At 61.3% G+C, this 17,157-nt stretch carries 16 protein-coding genes; 8 read left to right on the top strand and 8 right to left on the bottom strand.

All coding sequences use genetic code 11. The annotated features are described in order from the left end of the window. The 3 genes from ychF to QM600_RS25605 all read right to left on the bottom strand — a co-directional run. A partial coding sequence (ychF, locus tag QM600_RS25615; RefSeq protein WP_283264510.1) for a redox-regulated ATPase YchF occupies positions 1-878 on the bottom strand: 878 nt, incomplete at its 3' end. A 71-nt stretch (positions 879-949) separates the two neighbouring features. Further along, entirely contained in the window at positions 950-1,378 is a 429-nt protein-coding gene (locus tag QM600_RS25610; RefSeq protein ID WP_283264509.1) for a CD225/dispanin family protein, read from the bottom strand. A 57-nt stretch (positions 1,379-1,435) separates the two neighbouring features. Then, complete coding sequence (locus QM600_RS25605) at positions 1,436-2,014, bottom strand: class I SAM-dependent methyltransferase (protein ID WP_283264508.1); 579 nt, start codon at positions 2,012-2,014, stop codon at positions 1,436-1,438. A gap of 57 nt (positions 2,015-2,071) precedes the next feature. Between QM600_RS25605 and QM600_RS25600 the strand changes: the two genes are divergently transcribed. The 3 genes from QM600_RS25600 (at position 2,072) to QM600_RS25590 (ending at position 6,216) form a co-directional block, all read left to right on the top strand. Further along, positions 2,072-3,649, top strand: a complete 1,578-nt coding sequence (locus QM600_RS25600; protein ID WP_283264507.1) for an FMN-binding glutamate synthase family protein — start codon at positions 2,072-2,074, stop codon at positions 3,647-3,649. 87 nt (positions 3,650-3,736) lie between these two features. After that, positions 3,737-6,019 carry a carbon starvation CstA family protein gene (locus tag QM600_RS25595; RefSeq protein WP_283264505.1) on the top strand — a complete coding sequence of 761 codons (2,283 nt, stop codon included), beginning with the start codon at positions 3,737-3,739 and terminating at the stop codon, positions 6,017-6,019. 2 nt (positions 6,020-6,021) lie between these two features. Next, complete coding sequence (locus tag QM600_RS25590; RefSeq protein WP_283264503.1) at positions 6,022-6,216, top strand: YbdD/YjiX family protein; 195 nt, start codon at positions 6,022-6,024, stop codon at positions 6,214-6,216. Positions 6,217-6,240: 24 nt separating this feature from the next. Here QM600_RS25590 and QM600_RS25585 read toward each other — a convergent pair whose 3' ends face one another. After that, a complete protein-coding gene (locus tag QM600_RS25585) occupies positions 6,241-6,645 on the bottom strand; it encodes a hypothetical protein (protein ID WP_283264501.1) in 405 nt (134 codons plus the stop codon). 158 nt (positions 6,646-6,803) lie between these two features. Between QM600_RS25585 and QM600_RS25580 the strand changes: the two genes are divergently transcribed. After that, positions 6,804-7,994 carry an AI-2E family transporter gene (locus QM600_RS25580; protein ID WP_283264499.1) on the top strand — a complete coding sequence of 397 codons (1,191 nt, stop codon included), beginning with the start codon at positions 6,804-6,806 and terminating at the stop codon, positions 7,992-7,994. Here the strand turns inward: QM600_RS25580 and QM600_RS25575 are convergent, their stop codons facing one another. Together QM600_RS25575 and QM600_RS25570 are read right to left on the bottom strand one after the other, a co-directional pair. Beyond that, positions 7,995-10,973, bottom strand: coding sequence for an AAA family ATPase (locus tag QM600_RS25575; RefSeq protein WP_283264497.1), 2,979 nt, complete (start codon positions 10,971-10,973; stop codon positions 7,995-7,997). It abuts the gene before it with no gap. Next, the gene (locus tag QM600_RS25570; RefSeq protein WP_283264495.1) at positions 10,970-12,145 is read right to left on the bottom strand and encodes an exonuclease SbcCD subunit D; all 1,176 of its coding nucleotides are present in this window, start codon (positions 12,143-12,145) and stop codon (positions 10,970-10,972) included. Before QM600_RS25570 ends, QM600_RS25575 begins: the two co-directional genes overlap by 4 nt. 94 nt (positions 12,146-12,239) lie before the next feature. Between QM600_RS25570 and QM600_RS25565 the strand changes: the two genes are divergently transcribed. Further along, a complete protein-coding gene (locus tag QM600_RS25565; protein WP_283264494.1) occupies positions 12,240-13,322 on the top strand; it encodes a DUF6542 domain-containing protein in 1,083 nt (360 codons plus the stop codon). Between the two features lie 68 nt (positions 13,323-13,390). On the opposite strand, the gene QM600_RS25560 is transcribed toward QM600_RS25565, so the two are convergent. Beyond that, on the bottom strand, positions 13,391-14,404 hold the full coding sequence (locus QM600_RS25560; protein WP_283264493.1) for a 4-hydroxy-3-methylbut-2-enyl diphosphate reductase: 1,014 nt from the start codon (positions 14,402-14,404) through the stop codon (positions 13,391-13,393). Positions 14,405-14,523: 119 nt separating this feature from the next. On the opposite strand from QM600_RS25560, the gene QM600_RS25555 reads away from it, so the two are divergent. Genes QM600_RS25555 through QM600_RS25545 form a run of 3 tightly spaced genes read left to right on the top strand, consistent with a single transcriptional unit; the run spans position 14,524 to position 16,615 of the window. Next, positions 14,524-15,126, top strand: a complete 603-nt coding sequence (locus QM600_RS25555) for a lipid droplet-associated protein (RefSeq protein WP_283264491.1) — start codon at positions 14,524-14,526, stop codon at positions 15,124-15,126. After that, positions 15,123-16,388, top strand: a complete 1,266-nt coding sequence (gene xseA / locus QM600_RS25550) for an exodeoxyribonuclease VII large subunit (protein ID WP_283264490.1) — start codon at positions 15,123-15,125, stop codon at positions 16,386-16,388. The genes QM600_RS25555 and xseA overlap by 4 nt, the downstream gene beginning before the upstream one ends. Then, on the top strand, positions 16,385-16,615 hold the full coding sequence (locus tag QM600_RS25545; RefSeq protein ID WP_169632369.1) for an exodeoxyribonuclease VII small subunit: 231 nt from the start codon (positions 16,385-16,387) through the stop codon (positions 16,613-16,615). Before xseA ends, QM600_RS25545 begins: the two co-directional genes overlap by 4 nt. Before the next feature lie 12 nt (positions 16,616-16,627). Here QM600_RS25545 and QM600_RS25540 read toward each other — a convergent pair whose 3' ends face one another. Then, positions 16,628-17,155: a DUF4245 domain-containing protein gene (locus QM600_RS25540; protein ID WP_283264488.1), complete on the bottom strand. Its 528-nt coding sequence runs from the start codon at positions 17,153-17,155 to the stop codon at positions 16,628-16,630. Between the last annotated feature and the right edge of the window lie 2 nt (positions 17,156-17,157).

Here is a 17,157-nt window from a genome sequence, read left to right as displayed (position 1 = left end):
TTGTGGATGGTCCAGGCGCGAGCTTCCTTCGGACCAGCCGTCAGGTAGGTCTGCAAGCCGAGGGTGTGGAAACCGGTGCGAGCGAGCGCGTAAAGGCCGGGCTCGGTCTGACCGATGGAGTCGAGCATTTCCTGGCGGTCTTCCTCGTCGAGTTCGAGGAGTTCCTGTTCGACCTTCGCGTCGAGGAACACTGCGTCGGCCGGCGCAACGGAAGCGCGCAACTCGGCGATCTTCGCGGCGTCGGTGAGCACTGCCTCGTCGGCGTTGAAGACGTAAAGGAAGGGCTTGGTGGTCAGCAGGCTCAGCTCACGCAGAAGTGCGAAGTCGAGCTTGTCCTTGACGCTGAAGAGCGTCGTACCCGCGTTGAGGAATTCCTGAGCCTTGAGAGCCTCTTCGTACGCAGGCTTGAATTCCTTGTTCTTGCGCGCTTCCTTGTCCAGACGCGGCAGCGCCTTTTCCAAGGTCTGCATGTCCGCGATCACGAGTTCGGTCTCGATGACCTCGATGTCCGAAGCCGGATCGACCTTGCCGTCGACGTGGATGACATCGTCGTCGGCGAAGACGCGAACTACCTGGCAGATTGCGTCGGCTTCACGAATGTTGGCGAGGAACTTGTTGCCAAGACCAGCACCTTCGGAAGCGCCCTTCACGATGCCGGCGATGTCGACGAAGGACACCGTCGCAGGCAGAATGCGCTCGGAACCGAAGATCTCGGCGAGCTTCTGCAGCCGCGGATCAGGCAACTCGACCAGGCCGACGTTGGGTTCGATGGTCGCGAACGGGTAGTTCGCAGCCAACACGTCGTTGTTGGTCAGTGCATTGAAGAGGGTGGACTTGCCGACGTTGGGCAGTCCGACGATTCCGAGGGTAAGGCTCACGGTCTGTGGATTCTACGGCCTCACGGCGACGCGTGGGTCAGTCGCCCCACCCTCGCGTCGCCATGTTGGCATCAGTTGTACGTGCTGTTCACCGACGACACCGCCGCAGCGATGATGATGATGTAGAAGATGATCAATAGAACCCATCCAGCGAGAAAGATTCCCAGCGAGATCTGGCCGAGCTTCTTCACACGATCCGACGCGTACTGCGCGCCCTGATGATCACCCATCGCCCACTTGGGGTAGATGTCGTGCAGGTGGTTGAAGGCTGCGAACGCCACCGGCCAGAAGAAGATGATCGACGCGACTGCCCAGCCTGCATTCGACTTCGGCGGACCGTACTGCGGAGCCGCGTACGTCGGCGCCGCACTGTATTGCTGCGGAGCCGTGTATTGACCGCTCGAGTACTGCTCGGTACTGGGAGCCTGCGGCGCTGCGCCGTACTGGTTGTACGGCGGCGCGGCCTCGTAAGCATTCTTCGGATCTTGTGGATCTGTCATCGGTACCCCATAGATAGGTTCGAACACTGTTCCTGAGAACCTAACGGACAGTCGGGCCTAATTCTTGCGGGCGAGAGTGACAACCCAGGTCGCGTCGGCGCGCCATTGACGCAGATCCCACGTCGAGAACCTCTGCTCGACGCTCAATCCGACGGCAGCGAGGTCCGAGTCGAAGTTGTCGACGCCGTAGTCGTAGTCCGTCGCGAAACCGGTGATCAGAACGCCGCCCGGTTCGAGGTGGTCTGCCAGCCGGCGCAGGACGGTGTGCTCGGTACCGCGTGCCAGAAAGATGAATACATTTCCGGCTGCGACGACGGCGTCGAACTTCTTACCCAGATCGAGTTCCGCGAGATCACCGAGGTGCACGTCGAGTTCGGGATGCGTGAGAGCATCAGCGATCAAGACGGGATCGAGGTCGACGGATGTCACCAAGTGCCCACGCCGCGCGAGTTCGAGCCCGACGCGCCCGGTTCCACAACCTGCGTCCAGGATTCGCGAGCCCCTCCCGACTACGGCGTCGACAAACCGGGCCTCGCCATGTATATCTGCGCCCTGCTGCGCCAGATTGTCGAAACGCTCGATGTATTGGCGTGAATCGGATTCGGAACGCTCGGACTGCCATCTGGTGACGCTCATGGTTGTGATCCTAGAACTTGGCCGGTGTGTGTCGGAGTGTGCGCCTAGGCTCGCGGAGTGACTCGACTGCTGATCGTGTTCGTGATGTGGGCGCTCGGCCTCGGTGCCGCGACGCTCGGAGTGTTTGCCTCGCCAGGATGGTGGGTGATCGGAGTACTGCTGCTCGCCTTGGCCGGCGTCGGGACTTACGACGTACTGCAACGCCGACACAGCATTTTGCGGAACTACCCGATACTCGGCCATGCGCGGTTCCTCCTGGAGAAAATCCGACCCGAAATTCAGCAGTACTTCATCGAATCATCCACCGATGGAACTCCTTTCGATCGGGAGACACGCGATCTGGTGTACGAGCGCGCAAAGGGGACTCTCGCTGAAGAACCGTTCGGCACCGAACGCGACGTCAATGCCGTCGGCTACGAGTTCATGATCCATTCGCTACGGGCACACACCGCTCCGGACACAATTCCGCATGTTCGTCTGGGCGGACGTGATTGCACCAAGCCCTACGACATCGCCCTGCTCAACGTCTCGGCGATGAGCTTCGGTTCGTTGTCCGCCAACGCAATCGAAGCCCTCAATGCCGGCGCGGCACGCGGCGGATTCGCCCACGACACCGGCGAGGGCGCGATCAGCCCATACCACCGCAAGCATGGCGGCGATCTGATCTGGGAAATTGCCTCCGGCTACTTCGGTTGCCGATCCGCTGACGGCACCTTCGATCCCGAGAAGTTCGCCCAACACGCAACGTCCGATCAGGTCAAAGCCATCTCGATCAAGCTCTCGCAGGGCGCAAAGCCTGGACTCGGCGGAGTCCTGCCCGGAGCGAAGGTTTCGCACGAAATCGCTGAAACACGAGGAGTTCCCGTCGGAAAAACGGTGATATCACCACCAGCGCACACCGCATTTTCGACGCCCATCGAACTGGTCGAGTTCATTGCCACCTTGCGCCGCCTGTCCGGCGGCAAGCCGGTCGGCATGAAGCTGTGCATCGGATCGCGCCGTGAATTCCTGAGTATCTGCAAGGCCATGATCGAACGCGACATCACTCCCGACTTCATCATCGTCGACGGCTCCGAGGGCGGCACCGGAGCGGGGCCCGTCGAGTTCGAGGATCACATGGGAATGCCGCTCACCGAAGGCCTGATGCTCGTCCACAATGCCTTGGTGGGAACCGGATTACGCGACCAGGTGAAGGTGGGAGCGTCGGGCAAGGTTGCCAGTGGATCCGACGTAGTCAAACGCATCATGCAAGGCGCAGATTTCACCATGGCGGCTCGCGCAATGATGTTCGCGGTCGGCTGCATTCAAGCTCAGATGTGCCATACCAATCGCTGCCCGGTCGGGGTAACCACCCAGGACCCGGCACGCACACGCGCACTTGACGTTCCGGACAAAACCGAGCGGGTGTACCGATTCCAGAAGGCGACAGTCGCAAGCGCGAGTCAGATGATCGCGTCCATGGGACTCGACTCCTTCGACGAACTGCAACCGTCAATGCTCAACCGCCGCGTCGACGGCCTGACAACATGCACGTACGCCGAACTCTTCGAATGGCTGATGCCGGCCGAACTTCTCGAGTCTCCACCACAGAGTTGGCTCACCGATTGGATCGATGCCGACGCTGACCGTTTTTGATACTGCGGATGCCCACTCCGAGTCTTACAGTGACAAGTGCCCCACAGTGATGCAGGACACACATGTGCGACTGGACGGAGTTCGTCGATGAGTCTGAAAGCAGCACCCGAGCCGGATATCGAGTACCTGAAAACAGATCCTGACCTGCCACCCGTCGGCGTAGTAGATCGCACCCCCATTTCACCGACCGCACGTGTCGTATTCCTGATACTCGGACTGGTGGGCGGCGTTTCCTGGTACGTGATCGCGATTGTGCGCGGCGAGCACATCAGCGCCGTCTGGTTCGTATTGGCCGCGATCTGCACCTACCTCATCGCGTATCGGTTCTATGCCCGGTTGATCGAACGCAAAATCGTCAAGCCTCGCGACGACATCGCTACCCCCGCCGAGATCATGGAAAACGGCACGGACTACATGCCGACCGACCGACGAGTTCTGTTCGGCCATCACTTCGCTGCAATTGCGGGCGCCGGCCCACTGGTCGGCCCAGTCCTCGCGGCTCAAATGGGCTACCTCCCCGGAACACTGTGGATCATCATCGGCGTCGTATTTGCCGGGGCCGTGCAAGATTTTCTGGTTCTGTGGATCTCGTCGAAGAGGCGCGGACGCAGTCTCGGTCAGATGGCCCGCGAAGAACTGGGCCTTGTCGGTGGCGTCGCCGCCTTGATCGGCGTCTTCGTCATCATGATCATCCTCATCGCGGTGCTCGGACTTGTTGTTGTCAACGCGCTAGCCGAAAGCCCCTGGGGTATCTTCTCCATCGCCTTGACCATCCCGATTGCCCTGTTCATGGGCGTTTACCTCCGCTACCTGCGTCCCGGAAAAGTATCGGAAGTTTCCTTGATCGGCGTTGTCCTGCTGCTCTTCGCCATCATTTCGGGCGGCTGGGTCGCCGATACCGAGTGGGGCGTCAACTGGTTCACGTTTTCCCCGGTAGTCATCGCCTGGATGCTGATCGCGTACGGATTCGCCGCGTCGGTCCTACCCGTCTGGTTGCTCCTCGCGCCGCGCGACTACCTGTCGACGTTCATGAAGGTCGGCACGATTGCACTGCTGGCCATCGGAATTCTTGTCGCCCGTCCTCTCCTGAACATGCCTGCGGTAACTCCCTTTGCGACGGAAGGAAACGGTCCGGCCTTCGCAGGTTCACTGTTCCCGTTCCTGTTCATCACCATCGCCTGCGGAGCGCTGTCCGGCTTTCACGCACTCATCGCGTCGGGAACCACTCCCAAGCTGTTGGAGAAGGAAAGCCAGACGAAGATGATCGGATACGGGGGCATGCTCACCGAATCCTTCGTGGCGATCATGGCTCTTGTCACCGCCTGCATTCTTGATCAGCATCTGTACTTCGCCCTCAATGCTCCGGCTGCACTGACGGGCGGAACACCGGAAACCGCAGCCGATTACGTCAACAGTCTCAACCTTTCGAGCGGTCCCATATTTCCCGACGTCCTGAGCCAGGCGGCCGCGGATGTGGGTGAACACTCCATCATCTCGCGGACCGGCGGCGCACCGACTCTTGCTTTGGGTATGTCCCAAGTCCTCAGCGATGTCTTCGGCGGTTCCTCACTCAAATCGTTCTGGTACCACTTCGCGATCATGTTCGAGGCCTTGTTCATTCTCACGACGATCGACGCCGGCACCCGCGTCGCCCGATTCATGCTCTCGGATTCACTCGGCAACTTCGGCGGTGCCGCCAAAAAGTTCAAGGACCCGTCGTGGCGCATCGGCGCGTGGCTCTGTTCCTTGATCGTCGTTGCTGCCTGGGGTGCGATCCTGCTGATGGGAGTTACCGATCCGCTCGGCGGCATCAACACGCTTTTCCCGCTGTTCGGCATCGCCAACCAACTTCTCGCGGCAATGGCCCTGACCGTCGTACTGACGATCGTCATGAAGAAAGGCTTGTTCACATGGGCGTGGATTCCAGGCGTGCCGTTGTTCTGGGATCTGTTGGTGACAATGACGGCGTCGTGGCAGAAAATCTTCTCGTCGAACACGTCCATCGGCTACTGGGCGCAACACAATGCATTCAAGGATGCGAAAGAAGCGGGAAAGACCTCGTTCGGATCCGCCAAGACACCTGAAGCCATCGACGCCGTCATTCGAAACACGTTCATTCAGGGAACACTGTCGATCACGTTCGCTGTCCTCGTACTCATCGTCGTAATCGCCGGACTCGTCGTGTGTCTCAAGGCTTTCCGCGCTGGCGGCTTACCCACAACCGAATCGCCGGAGGAGCCGTCCAAGATATTCGGTCCGGCCGGATTCCTCACTACCCCGGCCGAAAAAACAGTGCAGAAAGAGTGGGACGAACTGATCAAGGCCGGCAAGGTGAGGGCGCCCGGCGCAGCACACGGAGGTGGTCACTGACCATGGCAAACAAGATCGTTGCGGGGTTACGCGGTGTCCTGTGGTGGGTTCGCTCGGTGATGGGCGATTTGGACTACGCACGATACGTCGAGCACACGCGCCGCCACCACACTGATGCTCAGGTCATGAGCGAACGAGAATTCTGGCGTCAACGTCACGCAGCAGCGGACACCAACCCGGGCGCCCGCTGCTGCTGACCACATCCCTTCTTATGACACGGTTCAGGGGCAGGCGGCCTTCGCCAATTCGTAAATGTGGCCTGCCTGTTCCTGAGTCGGAACCGTGCCGTTGTTCTCAGCGAGCGTGATGATCTCCTTCTCCACAGCCTCCTTGTCGGTCCCCTTCGCGACTTCAGTGCAGGTCGTCGTCAGGATCTTTTCGATGTCCGCGTCATCACGATCGGCCGCCAACGGCGCATACGCGCCTCGAAAAGTCGCAACGAACAGAGCGGACTTGCCCTGATCGATTGCAGTACCGGCTGACTGCTTTGCGCTCTCCAAAGCTTGCTGTCCACTGGTCAGAGCGTTGCTGACCTGGTTCTGGGCGTCGTTCTTGCTCTCGGTACTGCATGCACCCAGTCCGAGAACAACAATTGCGGCTGCCATAACTGCTGCTGCGATTTTCATAACAGAAATGCTAGTCGCGTACCGGTGTCACAAGTACAGAAAGGCATGTCGCAATCGTGTCTGCCTGCGCAACTTCTCCCAGTCGATACGATCAGTCGAGCGAGATCAGCGGATTCACATCGGCAAGGAGAACCCTGCGCCGACCGAAAGGACGATCAGTGAGCGAGCAAGACAACGCGGCAACCGGGCCGACTCCCACGCGAAAGCGTGACCGTGGCGAAATTATCGGGCAAGGCGGTATGTGGCTGGCCAAATGGTCGCTGGTACTGGCCGCGATTGCATTAGGTGCATGGATCTTCGGCTGGATGATCGCAAGGCTCTGGGTGATCATCTTGCCCATCGCCCTGGCCATTGTGCTGGCGACGGTCATGTGGCCACCCACGCGCGGAATGATCAAACGGGGTATGCCCGCAGCAGCAGCGGCCGGCATTACCTTGGTTCTCTCCATCGGCGTACTCGCGGGTGTGATCGCCGGAATCGTTCCTTCGGTGGTCAGCCAGGCCCCTGAACTCGCGAACAAGACAACCCAAGGCATCAACCAAGTTCAGGACTGGCTACAAGGCCCACCCCTGAACTTGCAGGACGATCAGATCGACAATGCCGTCCACTCGGTCATCGCGAAGGTCCAGGAAAGTGGAACAGCGATTGCCTCCGGCGTATTCAGTGGAGTGAGTACCGCGAGTTCACTCCTCGTGACACTTGGCCTCGTGCTGATCTTGTCGTTCTTCTTCATCAAGGACGGCCCCCGCTTCATCCCGTGGCTGCATTCGGTTACCGGCGGAAAAGCCGGGCGACACCTCGAAGAGGTCCTCATCCGGATGTGGGACACCCTCGGAGGATTCATCCGTACGCAGGCTCTGGTGAGTCTGATCGACGCTGTGTTCATCGGGGCCGGTCTGTTGATTCTCGGAGTCCCCTTGGCGCCGGTATTGGCGATTCTCACGTTCATCGGTGGCTTCATCCCGATCGTCGGCGCATTTGTCGCCGGAGCACTGGCAGTTCTGGTTGCCTTGGTGGCCAACGGATTCACCACAGCCATGATCGTGCTCGTCCTCATCTTGCTGGTGCAGCAGATCGAAGGCAACGTTCTGCAGCCGGTTTTGCAGAGCAAGTCCATGAAACTGCATGCGGTGATTGTTCTACTCGCCGTTGCCGCCGGCAGTTCCCTCTACGGAATTGTGGGCGCATTCCTGGCAGTACCCGTCGCAGCCGTCACCGCAGTGGTGATCCGCTACATCGGCGAGCAGATCGATGAACGGGCCATCGACAACGAACCGCTGCCCGCGAGCGATACCTCGGACATCGTCAGGGATGAGACCGACGCACTTCCGGAGGGCCATAAGGCCTGATCAGCCGGCGATCACTTTCACCGAGGAGCCTGCACGTCCCCGAATGACGTGTAGGCGACTCGGGATCCGCTGACGCATCTCGTCGACGTGGCTCACAATTCCGACGACTCGTCCGCCATCACGAAGCTCGTCCAAGACACCCATCACCGAATCGAGGGTGTCCGCGTCGAGCGTGCCGAATCCCTCGTCGATGAACATGGTGTCCAGAACAACTCCACCCGATTCTGCGGCCACGACATCGGCAAGACCCAACGCCAAAGACAGTGAAGCCAAGAAAGACTCACCACCGGAGAGCGTCTTCGCCGACCGTACGACGCCGGTGAAATCGTCGCGGATGTCGAGCCCCAGGCCACCTCGGCGACCTCGTGATCCAGCTTCGTCACTGTGCACGAACTCGTAGCGTCCACCGGACATCCGTTGCAGGCGAACCGAAGCCGACAACGCAACTTCCTCGAGCCTCGACGCGAGCACGTACGACCGCAAAGACATCTTCCGGTTGTTCTGCCCCTTGCCGGCGATCACGTCGGCGATCGCCGCCAATTCGTCGTGAAGCGCCCGGTGCGGCGCTACTGCCTCGTAGGCCTTCTCGAGTTGAGCGGTAAACCGTTCAAGGTCGGCAACACGGTTCTCAGCCAAAGACGCTGCGGCCACAGCCGTATCGACAGCCTCGCTACGTTCGGATGCAATCTGCTTAGGTCCGTCGACATCCACAGTTGTAACGTCCTGCACCGCAGCGACGTCGGGGTCGTCCAAGACTGTGCGTGCGGCAACCTCGCGGTCGCGAGCCTTGCCGACCTCTGCTTCCATGGCGGCGATCCGTGCGGGAGTTCGGACAGCGGCGAGCGCCGACGGAACAGTGTCGAAGCCTGCTGCCGCCGCTGCATCGGCCAGTTTGGCCGACAGTTCGACAGCGCGAGTCTGCGCCCTCATCGCATCTTCCCGGGCGTCCGACGCCGCCGAAGCCGCCGACGCCAGTGCCTCGAATCGAGCTCGCCGGGCAGCAACGCTCGAATCCTCGCCGGCGGCAGTAACAATCGCGGCGCGAATGTTCTGGGCACGAATCGTGAGTGCGGAGATTCGCTCGGCAACTGTCGCCGATTCTGTCGAAACCGATGCAGATTCCTGCTCGAGTTCGGTGTCGCGACCGTTCAGCACAGCCAAGCGCGAAACCAACTCCCCCACCTGACTGGCCTTGGACTTCGCGGTATCCAGTGCTGACTGCGCCTCGGCACGCAGTCGATCGAGCTCCTCGAGATCACCCTCGCCGCCGCGAGCGTTCAGTCGGTCGATCTCCAACGCAAGCGCGCTCTCCTGCTCCAAAACTGCGCTCAACGCCGATTCTGCTGCGCGTTCGCGGACTGCTGCCGTCTCGACATCTGCCTCGGTCGCACTGTCGTTTGCGGGTTGAGCGAGAGCCGGATGCTCCGGCGAACCGCACACCTGGCAGGCGTCGCCGGGTTGGAGCGAACTTGCCAACTCTGCGGCCATACCCTCGATGCGCGTCTGCACACGATCAAGCCAACGGCCACGCGCTTCCTGATGGACCTCACGTGCGTCGAGCACCTTGACGCGGACCGCCTCGGCTTGCTTACGCACGACGCGCAGTTCATGTGCCGCCATCGCTGAATCCGTTGCCGCGGCACGTGCCAATTCGAGTCCGGACAACGATGCTTCAGCTCGCTGTGCAACATCGAGTTCAGTTGCGACAGCGCGTAACTGATCGGGCAACTGAGCCCGCTCACGCACAATCTCCTCGGTCCGTACAGTCAACGCCGCGCGTCTCACTGACAGCGTGCGAGTCTCCGACTCCGCTGCATCGGCGTTGCGTGATTCTTCGACTACGGAGTCGAGCCGAACGATCTCGTCTCGCCACACTCGAACCTGGGCCAGTACCTGCTCACGCTCATCCTCCAGCGGCGGCCACACTCCACCACCGAATAGGTCTGGACCACCTCGTACCGAATATTTCGACACTGCGCTCTCGACTACGACGAGAGCCGACGCCACCGCCGCCTGCGCCGATTCCGCGTCTTGGGCAATAGCGGCCACGGGCTGCGCCAATTTTGCGGTTGCGAGTTCTCCGGCAACCAATGCCAGATCTGCGGCGCCAGCGTTCAATGCATTGAGATCCAGGAGTGCCCGGTCTCGCCGACGCACCAGGTCTGCAGTTCGCTCCGCAACGTGCAGATTCTGATTCGCTTGCTTGGCAGCGGCTTTCGCGCTCTCCATCTCGACGACGGTTGCGTCGCGGCCGTCCCGTGACTCTTCGAGGAGTTTGCGTGACCATTCGAGAGGATGCGCCTCGGCACCCACTTCGAGGCCCGCCGCCGTCTCGACCCGGGCGAGCAACAAGGAAACTGCCTGCTCTTTGTTTGCCAGTGCGGTGGTGCTGGCCTTCTTCTTCTCGTCGAACCACGCCTCCACCGACACAAATTTCTTTGTGTCGAAGAGCCGTTCGAGGAGTTTGCCGCGCTCGTCGTTCTCCGCGCGCAGAAACTTGGCGAACTCCCCCTGCGGAAGCAGGACCACCTGGAAGAATTGATCGGCACTCATTCCCATCAGACGATTGACCTCGTCGCCGATATCGGGAATGCGGGAAAGGTTCTCGCCGCGGCCGTCCAACCACACCAGAGTAGCCTTGGCATTTTCGACGATCGATCCACTGCCACGCTTTTTCGGACGCGAAAACTCTGGACTACGAACAAGTTTCAGGCGCCGGCCACTGATGGTCACCTCGAGTGACACCTGCGGCACCGAGCCGGCCGGCGCATGATCGGAGAGCAGACGCTTGCCTTCATTTCGGGCACCGGGCACCCTGCCGTACAGAGCGAACGCCACGGCGTCGAGAACCGTGGTCTTGCCGGCGCCGGTATCTCCGTGGAGAAGGAACAGGCCGTCGGCCCCCAGTTTGTCGAAGTCGACCTCGATGGTGCCGGCAAACGGACCGAACGCGGTGACCTCGAGTTTGTGGAGCCTCATGCCGTCACACCCAACTCTGCTGTCGCTTCCTCGGCGCGCTCTGCCATGCTCAAAGCAGCTTCCATCAGCTTGATCTCGCTCTCACTGGGATCGCTCCGAACAGCCGTGACAAAGCCCTGGGCAATCTCCATGTCACTGCGCCCACGGACTGCATCACGGTATTTGAGTTCCGAATTGTCTTCGGGCCGCTGCCATTCGAGATGAACGGCAAAAGGAAAACGCCCCTGCAGCAGCCGCATGGCGTCAATCGGCCGCACCGGATCTGTCAGCAGCGCCGAAACGTAGCAATCCTCAGCATCGGCAAGATCGGCGGAACTGAGCAGCGTTTCCAGAGTGCCCGTCAATTGGCGCAATCCACGAACCGAAGGAAGCTCGAGACGCTGGACCGACACGAGCCCCGACGCGTCGAGCTCGATCAACAACGTGGCCTTGCCATGACTGCGTTCACCGAACGAGTACGGCAACGGCGAACCCGAATACCAGACGCGATCCGTCAACATCTGAGGCGAATGGAGGTGACCCAGCGCGACATAATCGACGCCCTCGAATTCGCTTGCCGAAACCGTCTCGACACCGCCCACCGAAATGGAGCGCTCCGAACCCGTCGCCTCAGCGCCCACCACAAAAGCGTGTGCCAGAAGAACCGACCGGGTATTGGGAGAACTCTCTTGCCTCACCGCCAGGTCTGCCCGGACTCGCGCCATCGCGGCCCCGAGAATCTCCGAATGGCTCCGGGCACGCGGAACCTCCAACTCGACCCGCGTGATCTCCGGTTCGAGGTAGGGAATTCCGTAGAACGCAACCGGACCGAATTGATCCTCGACAATCACCGGAGAGTTGATCTGACCGACCCGAGTGATCAAGTGCAAGCCGCCGGCAGCAGCGAACGAAGCACCGGCTCCCAACCGCACCGCCGAATCGTGATTTCCGGATGTCGCGACGATGACTGCACCCGCGTCGCGAATCGCCTCGAACCCTCGGTTGCACACCGTGACCGCGTCAGAGCTGGGGATGGACCGATCGTAAATATCGCCGGGAACGACCACGACATCCACGCTGTGTTCACGAACGAACTCCGCAATCGTGCTCAACACACTGGCCTGATCCGCCAACAAGTCGACACCATGAAAAGTGCGGCCTATGTGCCAATCGGACGTGTGCAAGATCTTCATGGCAGTGACGCTAGAGGACGCCACCGACAAACAATCGCGGTGCCACGACCGGCACAAACACGGCTCGCACGACGAGAGCGGCTAATGTCAATGTGTGTCTGCAACCCAACGTGCTCGCTCCGGGGTACCGCTGGACAAACGATCTCTGATCGTCACGGTCCCCGGCCTGCCTTGGTGGGGAGTAATTCTGCTCGCCGCTGGTCTCACCTCCGTCGGCGTTCTGATCGATGCGTCCGGCGGCGGCGGAGAACTGACCTCGGCATTTTCGACGTTCTACTTTCTCGGTTGCGTTTTTGCCGTAATCGCCGCAGCGAACAATTCGTTGTTCACCGCCATGGCCCAACCTCCGCTGCTGATGTTCGTGTCCGTGCCGGTAGCGCAAACACTGATCGGCAAGGACAACAGCACCGCGCTTCGCGACATCGCGATCAACGTCGCATTGCCCTTGGTGAATCGCTTCCCGGTCATGCTGGGTGCGACTGTCGTAGTTCTTGCGATCGGCGGGTTCCGGTACTTCCTCTTGCATCAGCGACCCACGCGGGCTATTCGATCCACTCGGAGCCGACGCACGGAATCACCGTCGCCGACCTCGCGTACTTCTGCTGCGGCCGCCTCTGCCTCGGTGCCCGAACCTGCACCTGATTCTCAGCAACGTCGTCGGCGCAACGCCGAGCAGAACCGGCCTCCGGTCGCCGCAACCGACGCAACACCGCAACCACGACGACGTAGCGTCGACCACGCGCCGCACAGTGGCCTCTCCGAGCGTCCCTCGCAGCGTCCGCCAGTTCCTCGTGATTCCGAATACAACTACCGTCCGCTGCCGCGTCGTAATTCCGCTCCCGCCGACGCTCGCTACCAGCCCCCGAACCACGCCCAACCGCACGCTCAGCCGGTCGCCGAACGCCGCGAGTATCCGTCGTACGGCGAACGCCGTGTTCCGGAAGGCCGTGTTCCAGAAGGCAGTGTTCCAGAAGGCAGTGTTCCAGAAGGCCGTGTTCCAGACAGTCGAGTTCCCGATGCCGGCCAACGCCGTTCCGAGGAACGCATGGATCCGTTCTTTGCGTCCGGTGACTCAGACTTACCGCTACCCCCGCGTCGCCGTCCAGTAGGGGCCGACCTACCGGCCTACCCGGCACCTCGTGTCCGCTACCGCGATCGCGACGAGACACCGAACTGACTGCCACTGAAACGACAAAACCCCGGAACTGAAAAGTTCCGGGGTTTTCTCTTTCATCCGTTGTGGCTTCAGACCGTACGTGAAGCCCTGAGCTCCCGGGGAAGTGCAAACACCAGAGTCTCGTTGGCAGTGGTCACCGACTGCACGTCATTGAATCCATGCTCTGACAGAAGATCGATGACTCCCCGAACCAGTACCTCGGGAACTGATGCACCGGAGGTGATACCGACCGTCTCGACGCCGTCGAGCCACGCCAGATCAACTTCGCGTGCGTAATCCACCAGGTACGACGCCTTCGCCCCTGCCCCCAGGGCAACCTCGACGAGGCGCACCGAGTTGGACGAGTTGCGTGAGCCGACCACGATCACGAGATCGCACTCGGGTGCCATGGCCTTGACCGCAACCTGACGGTTCTGGGTGGCGTAGCAGATGTCGTCGGACGGCGGATCCTGCAAGTGGGGGAATCGCTCACGCAGACGCGCAACTGTCTGCATGGTCTCGTCGACGCTCAGCGTTGTCTGTGAGAGCCAGATGACCTTCGATTCATCACGAACAGTGACGGAGTCCACCGAGTCGGGGCCGTCGACGATGGTGACGTGATCGGGCGCCTCGCCGGCAGTGCCTTCGACTTCTTCGTGGCCCTCGTGACCGATGAGGAGGATGTCGTAATCGTCACGGGCGAACCGCTTGGCTTCCTGGTGAACCTTCGTGACAAGCGGGCAAGTCGCGTCGATCGTGCGCAGGTTACGTTCGGCCGCGGAGTCATGGACGGCCGGTGATACGCCGTGCGCCGAGAAGACGAGGAGTGAGCCCTCGGGGACCTCGTCGGTCTCGTCTACGAAGATCACACCCTGATCTTCCAGCGTCTCCACGACGTGGCGATTGTGAACGATCTCCTTACGCACGTAGATCGGTGCGCCGTGCTTCTCGAGCGCCTTTTCCACGGTCTCCACCGCGCGGTCGACGCCGGCGCAGTAGCCACGTGGCTCTGCCAGAAGCACCCGCTTGCCGGGGCCCTTACGAATTGACGGCGAATCCGTCGAGCGCGCGATACCGAGATTGAGAGGAACAGCAGAAGACATGCGACCAGCCTACTTGCACCTTCGATATACACCACTTCGGCGAAGATCCAGATAGGTACCAGCTCACACCACAGGCCAGTCGGCTACCGATTGTCGGTGCTTTACGGCAAGCTGTGAGAATGATTCGACCCCCGTTCGTGGCGCGCGTCGCCGCGGGACTCGCCGTCACCGCGCTGGAAGAAGCCAAGAAGCTTCCGACCACCGCAGTCGCGCTGCCGATGACCGCCGTCAGTCAGATGCTGCAGACGAGCATGCGACTTCAGCAGTCGATCACGTCCCTGGCCATCAAAGGGGATCAGGCTTTTGCCCTGATCAACTGGTCCGGCGACGACGAGCAGCCGGAATGGGCTGTTTTCGACGAGGACGCAACAACCCCGCGCTCGAATGGCACTGCGCCGGACGGCACTCCCACGGCGACCAACGCCGGCCGGTTTGCGCTCTATTCGGTAGATCCCTCGGCTGAAACCCTCGACGGTGTCATCGACGAGAGTGCTTCGGAAGAGGCAAACACCGACACCAAGGCCACCGCCGAAAGTGCGGAACCCGAAATCGTCACCGAACTCGATTACGCCAATCTGACACTCGCACAACTGCGGGCCCGCATCCGGACGATGAGCGTCGGCGACCTCTCGGCGCTCCTCGAATACGAGAATGCAACGCGTGCACGTGCACCGTTCCAGACCATGCTGACCAACCGCATCACCACAGCCAAGGCAAAGTGACTTCCGCACAGGGTCCGTCAACACCGCAACGTTCGGCCGGTGCCAGTTCTCCGGAACAGCCGTGGCCCGTCCGTACCGTGTCCGCGAAGGTCGCCGGTTGGATCGACCGCCTCGGGAGCATCTGGGTCGAGGGTCAGATCACGCAGATCAATGCGCGTCCCGGAACCCGGACTGCATTTCTGGTTCTCCGAGACCCGTCGGCAGACATGTCGTTGTCCGTCACGTGCTCACCGCAACTACTGCACAATTCTCCGGTCCCGCTGACCGAGGGTTCGCGGGTCGTGATGTTCGGGAAGCTCTCGTTCTACACCGGACGAGGCACAGTCTCGTTGCGGGTGACCGAGATCCGGGCCGTCGGCATCGGCGAACTACTCGCCCGAATCGAACGATTGCGTGCCTTGCTGGCTGCCGAGGGCCTGTTCGATCCACGGCTCAAGCGTCCGCTGCCGTTCCTGCCCGGAACCATCGGATTGATCACGGGACGCGCCAGCGCCGCCGAGAAAGACGTCGTATCGGTAGCGCAGCGCCGCTGGCCGGCTGTCGCGATTGCGGTACGTAACACCGCGGTCCAAGGACCGACCGCAGTGCCACAGATCATCGAGGCCTTGAAGGATCTCGACGCCAACCCCGAAGTGGATGTCATCATCCTCGCGCGCGGCGGCGGAAGCGTCGAAGATTTGCTTCCGTTCTCCGACGAGGCACTGTGCCGCGCGATCGTCGCATGCACGACGCCCATCGTCAGTGCGATCGGACACGAACCGGACAGCCCCTTGAGCGACCACGTCGCCGACCTACGCGCAGCCACCCCCACCGACGCTGCCAAGCGGGTTGTTCCCGACGCAGTTGCAGAAGCAGCCTTGGTTTCCGAACTCCGCGATCGCAGCGCCGCTGCCCTGCGGAGTTGGGTCCGGCGAGAGTCAAATCTCATCGAGCAACTGCGGACACGACCGGTGATGGCGTCGCCGCTGTTGGCCATCGACCGCCGGGGCGAAGAGATCGAACGACTTCAGAGCGCCGTCCGACGCGATGTCACCCGACTGATCGACGCCGAAGCCAGAACCGTCGAACACCTACGGGCACGGCTGACGACGCTCGGTCCTGCCGCGACGCTGGCCCGCGGCTATGCCGTCGTACAACGCATCGTTGCCGACGGTCATCCGGAAGTACTGCGCTCGGTCGAAGATTCGCCGCCCGGAACACAGATACGAGTTCGACTTGCAGACGGCGCCGTGCGCGCCGCAGTGATGGGAAAAGAAAAATGAGCAACACCGACAACAACGCCGCCGATATCGACATCAACGAACTCGGCTATGAGGCCGCCCGCGACGAACTCGTGGGCGTCGTCAAGATCCTCGAGCAGGGCGGATTGGACCTCGACGCGTCCCTGTCGTTGTGGGAGCGCGGCGAAGCCCTGGCCAAGCGCTGCGAAGAGCATTTGGCCGGTGCACGAGCCCGCGTCGAGACGGCGCTCTCCGCCGCAGACGAGTAACTCGGCCGTGACTTAGGGTGTCAGCGGCTGCGCTTGCCCGACGCTGCGCGCCAAGGTCGTGAAGTCCTCGGCCGGAGCCGCTCCGGTGATCAGCAGGCGCACACCGTCGATGTCGGTCACCCAGATCGACTCGACGCCGTCGCCACCGAAGACGTTCCAAGTGTGACCGTCGATGTCTTCGACGCCGGTCGCGAAACGCTGACCGCCGGCGACATACGACACCAAGGGAAATTCTTCGGCGTTGCTCTGCGTCAACTGGATGTAACTGCCGGCAGTGGTGATGAATCCCACAGTGCTGGAATCGCCGCCCCCGTCACCGGCGACCACTTTCCGACTACCGGAGTTGGGTGTCCATCCGCCCGGAGTTCCCGGGTTGCGGATCGGAAAGCCTAGTTCCTTGGCGTCGTAGTTCAGCGCTGCGTCGATGTCGACGGTCGGGATCGGCCCCTGTGTCGGGCCTCCCGGGCTGAACGTGCACTGGCTGGCAATGCCCGCAATGATGATGCAGAACAGCACCAACGGTACGAGAGACCAGACCATGT

This window comes from Rhodococcus sp. IEGM 1379 (assembly GCF_030056815.1).
GTDB lineage: Bacteria > Actinomycetota > Actinomycetes > Mycobacteriales > Mycobacteriaceae > Rhodococcus_F.
Note: the sequence above shows the minus strand (reverse complement) of the source record. Positions and strands in the feature narration are given on the sequence as shown.

Bases quoted from the DNA above. Each gene is read 5' to 3' on its own strand.
- QM600_RS25610 (WP_283264509.1), bottom strand. From the start codon at position 1,378: ATGACAGATCCACAAGATCCGAAGAATGCTTACGAGGCCGCGCCGCCG.
- QM600_RS25605 (WP_283264508.1), bottom strand. From the start codon at position 2,014: ATGAGCGTCACCAGATGGCAGTCCGAGCGTTCCGAATCCGATTCACGC.
- QM600_RS25595 (WP_283264505.1), top strand. From the start codon at position 3,737: ATGAGTCTGAAAGCAGCACCCGAGCCGGATATCGAGTACCTGAAAACA.
- QM600_RS25590 (WP_283264503.1), top strand. From the start codon at position 6,022: ATGGCAAACAAGATCGTTGCGGGGTTACGCGGTGTCCTGTGGTGGGTT.
- QM600_RS25585 (WP_283264501.1), bottom strand. From the start codon at position 6,645: ATGAAAATCGCAGCAGCAGTTATGGCAGCCGCAATTGTTGTTCTCGGA.
- QM600_RS25575 (WP_283264497.1), bottom strand. From the start codon at position 10,973: ATGAGGCTCCACAAACTCGAGGTCACCGCGTTCGGTCCGTTTGCCGGC.
- QM600_RS25570 (WP_283264495.1), bottom strand. From the start codon at position 12,145: ATGAAGATCTTGCACACGTCCGATTGGCACATAGGCCGCACTTTTCAT.
- QM600_RS25560 (WP_283264493.1), bottom strand. From the start codon at position 14,404: ATGTCTTCTGCTGTTCCTCTCAATCTCGGTATCGCGCGCTCGACGGAT.
- QM600_RS25555 (WP_283264491.1), top strand. From the start codon at position 14,524: ATGATTCGACCCCCGTTCGTGGCGCGCGTCGCCGCGGGACTCGCCGTC.
- QM600_RS25545 (WP_169632369.1), top strand. From the start codon at position 16,385: ATGAGCAACACCGACAACAACGCCGCCGATATCGACATCAACGAACTC.
- QM600_RS25540 (WP_283264488.1), bottom strand. From the start codon at position 17,155: ATGGTCTGGTCTCTCGTACCGTTGGTGCTGTTCTGCATCATCATTGCG.